We start from the raw sequence: 6,340 nt of genomic DNA on the forward strand, positions 1-6,340 counted from the left end.
GAAGCACGGCGACAATATGGTCAACGCCCACTCCCCATGCGGCCCTTGGCGGTTATCGTGGTACAAAGCCGCGCCGCGCGGGCACAGTGCGGGCTGTCCCACCGCCGTGACCTGCAGCGATGGCGATCACGCAAGCGGTCACAACCTGCGAGGGGGGATACCGTGGCGCTCAGGCCCGAGCCGACCGCGCCGTTCCACTCGGTGCAGCACGCCCTCCGCATCCTGGAGGTCGTCGCCAAACACTCCTCCGGCGTGAGCGATGCCGCCATCGCCCGCGACACCCGATTGCCCGCCCACCACCTCGCCGAGCTGCTGCGGATGCTGCGCCGCGAGGGCTATGTGGAGCAGATCGCCGACGGTGCGTACGTCGGCGGCGAATCCCTGCGCCTGCTGGGCTCGGGCGGATCCGGCCGCGGCCACGCCGTCGAGGCCAAACTCCAGAAGGCGCTCACCGCGCTGCGTGACTCGGTGGGCGCCGCGGTCTATCTCGGCCGCTATGTCGACGGCGAACTCAAGATCACGCAGTATGCGGACGGGCCAGGGATCCCCAAGGTCAACGAGTGGGTGGACTTCCGCTCCGCGGCGCACGCCATGGCGATCGGCAAATGCCTGCTCACCCAGCTCGACCACGACGGCCGCCGCGACCATCTCTCCCGCCACAAGACGGTGCGGCTCACCTCGCGCACGACCACCAGCGAGAAGGTGCTGTTCCGCAAGCTCGACAGCCAGCCCGCCACCGTACCCGTGCTTGACCTGCAGGAATACGCGGTCGGCACGGTCTGCGCCGCCGTCCCGATCACGGCGGGCCACTCGGTGGGCTGCCTGGGCCTCTCGCTCCCCCTGGAGCACGCCCACCGGCTGCGCCAGGCCGCCTACACCCTCAACCGGGAGGCAGCCCCGATGCTGCTCTCCCTCACCATCTGAGCCCCGCCTGAGCCTTCGCCGAGCCTCTGCTCAGCCTCTGCTCAGCCTTTGCTCAGCCTCTGCTGAACCCTCGCGCGGTGCCCCGGATCGCGGTGGTCAAAACCACCCCCGCGGACCAGGTAGTATTTACGTCGTCAGCAGGCGCCGCTAGCTCAGTTGGTTAGAGCAGCTGACTCTTAATCAGCGGGTCCGGGGTTCGAGTCCCTGGCGGCGCACCTTGGCTTAACGCCACTGACCTGGGGTTTCTCGGTTATCCGAGAAACCCCAGTCGCGTTTTCGGCACTTTTTTGGCACGCCTGCGCCGGACACCGGTTTTGGGCACGCCTACGCCGGCCACCGGACGGAGGGACGCGATGCTCACGCTGGGCCATATCTGCGGCGAGCCCGACTTCTCGCTTCGCTTCGCCGGCTCGGACCGACCGGCCGACCCGGCGGTGGATTCCGTACGCGTGATCCCGGGGACCGCCTGGCGCGATGCCCACTCGGGGACGTCAGCGACGCCCTGGTAGTGATCGACTTCCTGCCGCGCTCCGGCGGACAGCCCGGCCCGCGCGCCGTCGAGCGGCTGTTGCGCGAGCTCGCCCGGCAGCGGGCCGCCGGACTCGCCCTGACGGTCGACCGGCATGGGCACAGGCCACCCCGGTGGCCGTCCGCACCTGGGCCGCCCGGCTGAACGTCCCCCTGCTGACCACGACGAGGCCGCCGGAGGTGTGGCAGGAGCTCCTCCCCCGGCTGCGGGAGCACCGCTTCCGGCACGCCGAGTGGTACGTGGATCAGCTCACCGCCCTGCTGAACCGGCTTCCCGTCCGGCTCTCCGACGCGGACGCCGGCGCGATGCAGCGGATCACCGACTGGCTGGCGGTCGCCCTGGAGGGCGCGGTGCTGGTCAGCGACGAGCGGCGCGGTGTGCTGGCCGCGTCGCCCGAGACGGCCCCCAGCACGCCGGCCCCCATGGTCGTTCGGCAGGCCCTGCGGCCGGAGAACTCCGGGCCCGCCGAGGACGAGCCGCCGCACACCCGGCTGATACCGCTGGCGACGGGTTCGTCCGCCGTGCTGTCGGTCGCCTCCCGCCGCCCGCTCGATGACATGGACACCAATCTCATCCAGCATGCGGCCAAGGTGCTGGGCCTGGTCGACCAGGCCCAGCGGCAGGATGTCGCGATCTCCGGCGCCGAGCGCGGGGTGCGTCTGGGCGCCCTCCAACTGCTCATGGTCGGCGCGTCGTCGATGCCGACCCCGTCCAGCCCCAGGACGACGCGCGCCGTGTATGCCGTCGCCACATCGCGCGCCAGGGGTCGTCACAGCGGCGTACGGACAACCGCCGATGTGACGGCGCCTCTCCGTCGTCCCGAGGCCCGTACGGGGGTCGAGTCTCGGGACCGCGAGGGCGTCCGGCCGCTCAGTGGGCCTGACCCCTCCGCGGGTCCGACCCTCTCAGCGGGCGCCGCCCCGTATCTCCAGCGAGCCCAGCAGCTCCCCCGTCGCGGCGGCGATCGCCTCGACGGCCTTGTCGAAGGCCGCCGCGTTGTGCGCGGCCGGCCGGCGGAACCCGGAGATCTTGCGGACGTACTGCAGCGCCGCGGCCCGCATGTCCTCCTCGGTCACCGTCTCGGCGTACGGCGGCCGGAGTGTCTTGATGGATCTGCACATACCGACGACGGTACGCCGGAGGTCCGACAGCGGCTATGCCGCTGAGCCGCCGCTCCCGCCGCTCCCGCCGCTCCCGTCCATGACGTCGCCGTCCAGCACGAAGGCGCGCATCAACTCCGCCAGCCGCTCCGGCTGGTCCTCCGGGATCAGGGTGTAGCTGTCCGGGATCTCGACGAGCTGCCCCCGCGGAAGGAGGCCGGCCAGCCGCAGACCGTGCTCCGGCGGCATGACCCGGTCCTCGGCCGCCCACGCCACCAGCGCCGGGCGGTCGAAGCTGCGCAGCGCGTCGGCCCAGTGCAGCAGCTCTCCCACCGGTGGTACGCCGCGTACGTACTTGCGCAGGTCGCGCCGGATCTCGGGGGAGGTCCACAGCGGCCGGAACCAGGCGTCCATCACCTCTCGCGGCACCGGGCGCTTGGTCATCCAGCCCCACGTCATCGGCAGCCGCCGCATCGGAGCCAGCTTGAGCAGGCCGAACGCCGCGGCCAGCCCGCCCGGAACCCTGGCGGAGGCCCGCAGATTGGCGCCGGGAAGGCCCGGCGGATAGTTCTCGAACGCCTCGCAGGAGGTGATCACGAGCTTGCCGATCCGCTCGGCGCGGCCGTCGGCCACCAGCGCCTGCGCCCCGCCCCAGTCGTTCATCGCCAGCGTGACGTCCGTGAGGTCGAGCCGCTCCAGAAACTCGGCGACCAGCCGGGCCACCCCCAGCACCGACAGATCCGCGTCGGGGCGCATCGGACGGCGATGGCCGCCGAGCGGAAGCGTGGGGACGACGCACCGGATGTCGGGGCGCAGTGCGGCGACGACATCGCGCCACAGCGAACCGTCCATGGCGACGCCGTGCAGCAGGACGGCGACGGGTCCGTCACCGCCGGTGTCCTCGTACTCGATGGTGCCTGCCGAGAGTTCCACATCGAGGTGCGGCATGGTCCTGACCCTACCCATACGCGTCACCCCAGCCTCAGACCGCCCACCGTCACCGCCGGGCGGCTGAGCCCGGCGGGCGCGCCGTCCACGCGCAGGGCGACGGCCGCGCGATAGCCGGGCGGCGCGTCGAGGTCGGCGAACGCCCAGCCGTCCGGGCCGGGCGGTGCGCCGGCGGGCGCCAGGCCCTCGGCGAGGCCGACATGACGGGTGCTGATCCCGCCGGGCAGCCCGGTCCCGATCCCCTTGAGGTACGCCTCTTTCCGCACCCAGCAGCTCAGGAACGCCTCTTCCCGCAGCTCCTCCGGCAGGGCGGTGAGCGCGGCCTGCTCCCCGGGGTGCAGCTGGCCGATCAGACCGGTCAGCCGGGCGCCTTCGCGCCGGGGGTCCCGCTCCTCGATATCGGCACCGACGGGCGCCGCGGCGACGGCGTAGAGCGCCGCGTCCCCGGCGTGGGAGAGGGAGAAGTGCAAGGCGCCGTGGCCCGCCGCCAGGGCCGGGCGGCCGTGCGACTTGTCGCAGTCCGGCATCCCGCAGGTCTCCCGGGTGAACTCGACGTCCGCCGGAGCGATCCCGAGATACCCGCCGAGCAGTGTCCGCAGCCCCACGTGCGAGGCGACGTAGCGCTCGCGCGCCGTCTCGTGCCGAAGCCGCGCGGCGCGCTCGCGCTCCCGCGCGTCCAGCACCCCCTCCTCGGCGGCAGCGGCGGCGGCGGACGACGGGATCCGCAGCAGCCATGCGGCCACCTCGCCGGGGGCGGGACGGTCTTCGGGGCGGGGCAGGGCACGGGCCGGGCCCCAGCCGTCGGGCTCCACCGGGCTTATCGACGGCACTGTTCCGCTTCCCCCCGCTGTGACGATGGCCGTGACGTTGGTCGTGACGTTGGTCGTGGGCGTCGGTCTGACGTCCCGACGGTACAGCGGCGCGCGCGGCACGCCGGAGCCGGCCCACCGTCGTACGAGACCACCACCCCCGGCCCGCCGGCCCCCAACGTCCTTACAAGTCCGCCTGGTTGACGGTCGCGAACGCCCGGTGAATTAGGACACGTTCGCCTCACGACCGGCCCGGTCACAGGGCTGTCACACTACGATCGCGCACATCCGTGCACAATCGGTGATGGGGGTTTTGCGACCATGGCGACGGGATTCCTGGCGAAGGCTGCCTCTACGGTGACCCTCCCGGTGGCGCCGCTGTACGGCGCCTTCCTCTCGTACCTCATCTATCACCCGCCCCGCAGACCGCATCACAAGAAGCCCTCCGACATGGGGCTGACCAGCACCGACATCAACGTCCCGCTCGACGGCGCGAAGGGCCGCGGACTGCATGTCTGGCTCTGCCCCGGCGACTCCAAGCGGGTGGTGGTGCTCGGCCACGGTCTGGGCCTCAGCAAGTCCGCGAGCCTGGCACAGGCGCGGCTGCTGAGCCAGGCGGGCTATACGGTCGCCCTGTTCGACCACCGCAACCACGGCAAGAGCGTCGCCGACCGCGCCTGCTGGGGCATGAGCGACCGCCACACCGACGACGTGGCCGCCGTCGTCCGCCATATGCGCTCGCTGGAGGAGTACGCGGCGGCGCGCATCGCCGTCTACGGCTTCTCCATCTCCACCTTCCCCTCCTTCTACATGCTCAGACGGGACCAGGACCGCCCGGTCGACGCGATGATCTTCGACAGCGGCCCGGCCCTGGAACTGGCCCCGCTCTTCCGCAACTTCGTCGCCGCCGACGGCATCCCCATCCCCGGCCCCTTGCGCACGGGCCCCTCCCGCAAGGCCCTGGAAGCGGTCGCCTCCTCGGCGGCCGTGGCCATGCTGCGGGTGCAATGGCCCCCGCCGGCCGAGGGCGCGTACGAACGGACCCCGATGCTCTTCCTCACCGGAGAGCGCGACACCATGATCCCCGCCTCCGGCGTCCGCGCCCTGGCCGAGCGCTACCCCCTGGCCGAGGTCCACACCCTCTCGGGCACCGAGCACCTCCAGGGCATCAAGACCCAGCCGGACGTCTACGCGGAGGCGGTGCTGGGCTTCCTGGAGCGGACCCTGAAGGACTGACCCCGAAGGGCTCCAAGAGGCTCTGTCCTCAAGCGGTGTCGACCCGGTGGACGATCTTCCCGTCGAACTCGGCGAACCCCAGGTGTTGTGGTCCATCCGCAGCGGCAGCGGCGCGCCATGCGGAACCTGTTGTGCCGGGTCTGTGCCGGGCCCGCCGGCAGGGACGAGCGCGGCGTGCTGTACCTCACCGACGACCGGCGCGGCGACTGGCCCGACTGGCCGAAAAGGCTGCTGATCACGCATCCGCAGCTGTGCCTGCCGTGCGCCGCCAGAGCGGTCAGGGCGTGCCCGCATCTGCTGTCCGGGCATGTCGCCCCGCGGTCCACGGCGTCCGAGATCTGCGCAATCCACGGCAGGCCCTACCGGCCCGGCCCGCTGCTCCCGGTCCCCGGGGAGAAGGCGATCGTGCCGTACGACGACCCCGCGATCCGCTATGTGCCGGCCGGACAGCTCGTACGGTCGCTGCACGGCTGCACGCTCTTGGACTTCAAGGGATGGACCCGCGCCCGGTCTCCCCCGCCCCCGTTTCGCGGGGGAGACCTCAGGGATGAAGATGCCATGAAAAGCGGCACGCTCCAGCCCGCTGTGGGCTGGAGCGTGCCGATGTCGACCGGGTGGCGGCGCGTCAGTCCTTGATCTCGCAGACGACGGCGCCGGAGCTGACCGAGGCGCCGACGTTGGCGTTGAGGTTCTTGACGATGCCCGCGCGGTGGGCGTTGAGCGGCTGTTCCATCTTCATGGCCTCCAGGACGACGATGAGGTCGCCCTCGGCCACGGTGTCGCCCTCGGAGACG

At 71.9% G+C, this 6,340-nt stretch carries 9 protein-coding genes and 1 tRNA gene; 4 read left to right on the top strand and 6 right to left on the bottom strand.

What is annotated here, in order from left to right; genetic code table 11:
• Window positions 1-162 precede the first annotated feature (162 nt).
• Together ABZU99_RS28775 and ABZU99_RS28780 are read left to right on the top strand one after the other, a co-directional pair.
• Entirely contained in the window at window positions 163-924 is a 762-nt protein-coding gene (locus ABZU99_RS28775) for an IclR family transcriptional regulator C-terminal domain-containing protein (RefSeq protein ID WP_356049023.1), read from the top strand.
• Window positions 925-1,065: 141 nt separating this feature from the next.
• A tRNA-Lys gene (locus ABZU99_RS28780) sits at window positions 1,066-1,139 on the top strand.
• Window positions 1,140-1,174: 35 nt separating this feature from the next.
• Here ABZU99_RS28780 and ABZU99_RS28785 read toward each other — a convergent pair.
• The 5 genes from ABZU99_RS28785 to ABZU99_RS28805 all read right to left on the bottom strand — a co-directional run bounded on the left by ABZU99_RS28785 (window position 1,175) and on the right by ABZU99_RS28805 (window position 4,331).
• Window positions 1,175-1,549 carry a hypothetical protein gene (locus ABZU99_RS28785; RefSeq protein ID WP_356049024.1) on the bottom strand — a complete coding sequence of 125 codons (375 nt, stop codon included), beginning with the start codon at window positions 1,547-1,549 and terminating at the stop codon, window positions 1,175-1,177.
• A gap of 148 nt (window positions 1,550-1,697) precedes the next feature.
• Window positions 1,698-2,012: a hypothetical protein gene (locus ABZU99_RS28790; RefSeq protein ID WP_356049025.1), complete on the bottom strand. Its 315-nt coding sequence runs from the start codon at window positions 2,010-2,012 to the stop codon at window positions 1,698-1,700.
• 346 nt (window positions 2,013-2,358) lie between these two features.
• Entirely contained in the window at window positions 2,359-2,574 is a 216-nt protein-coding gene (locus ABZU99_RS28795) for a DUF2277 domain-containing protein (protein ID WP_355946078.1), read from the bottom strand.
• 33 nt (window positions 2,575-2,607) lie between these two features.
• Window positions 2,608-3,501 (bottom strand): alpha/beta hydrolase, encoded by an 894-nt coding sequence (locus tag ABZU99_RS28800; RefSeq protein ID WP_356049026.1) that lies wholly within the window; start codon window positions 3,499-3,501, stop codon window positions 2,608-2,610.
• A 23-nt stretch (window positions 3,502-3,524) separates the two neighbouring features.
• Entirely contained in the window at window positions 3,525-4,331 is an 807-nt protein-coding gene (locus ABZU99_RS28805; RefSeq protein WP_355946069.1) for a 4'-phosphopantetheinyl transferase superfamily protein, read from the bottom strand.
• A gap of 300 nt (window positions 4,332-4,631) precedes the next feature.
• On the opposite strand from ABZU99_RS28805, the gene ABZU99_RS28810 reads away from it, so the two are divergent.
• Both ABZU99_RS28810 and ABZU99_RS28815 read left to right on the top strand, forming a co-directional pair.
• Complete coding sequence (locus ABZU99_RS28810) at window positions 4,632-5,546, top strand: alpha/beta fold hydrolase (RefSeq protein ID WP_355946067.1); 915 nt, start codon at window positions 4,632-4,634, stop codon at window positions 5,544-5,546.
• Window positions 5,547-5,663: 117 nt separating this feature from the next.
• The gene (locus ABZU99_RS28815; protein WP_356228042.1) at window positions 5,664-6,182 is read left to right on the top strand and encodes a hypothetical protein; all 519 of its coding nucleotides are present in this window, start codon (window positions 5,664-5,666) and stop codon (window positions 6,180-6,182) included.
• Here ABZU99_RS28815 and ABZU99_RS28820 read toward each other — a convergent pair.
• Window positions 6,172-6,340 (bottom strand): biotin/lipoyl-containing protein (locus ABZU99_RS28820; RefSeq protein ID WP_356049033.1); only part of this gene is annotated, 169 nt, incomplete at its 5' end. The genes ABZU99_RS28815 and ABZU99_RS28820 overlap by 11 nt on opposite strands.

Origin of the sequence: Streptomyces sp. NPDC005266 (assembly GCF_040607655.1) — a bacterium.
Lineage (GTDB): Bacteria > Actinomycetota > Actinomycetes > Streptomycetales > Streptomycetaceae > Streptomyces.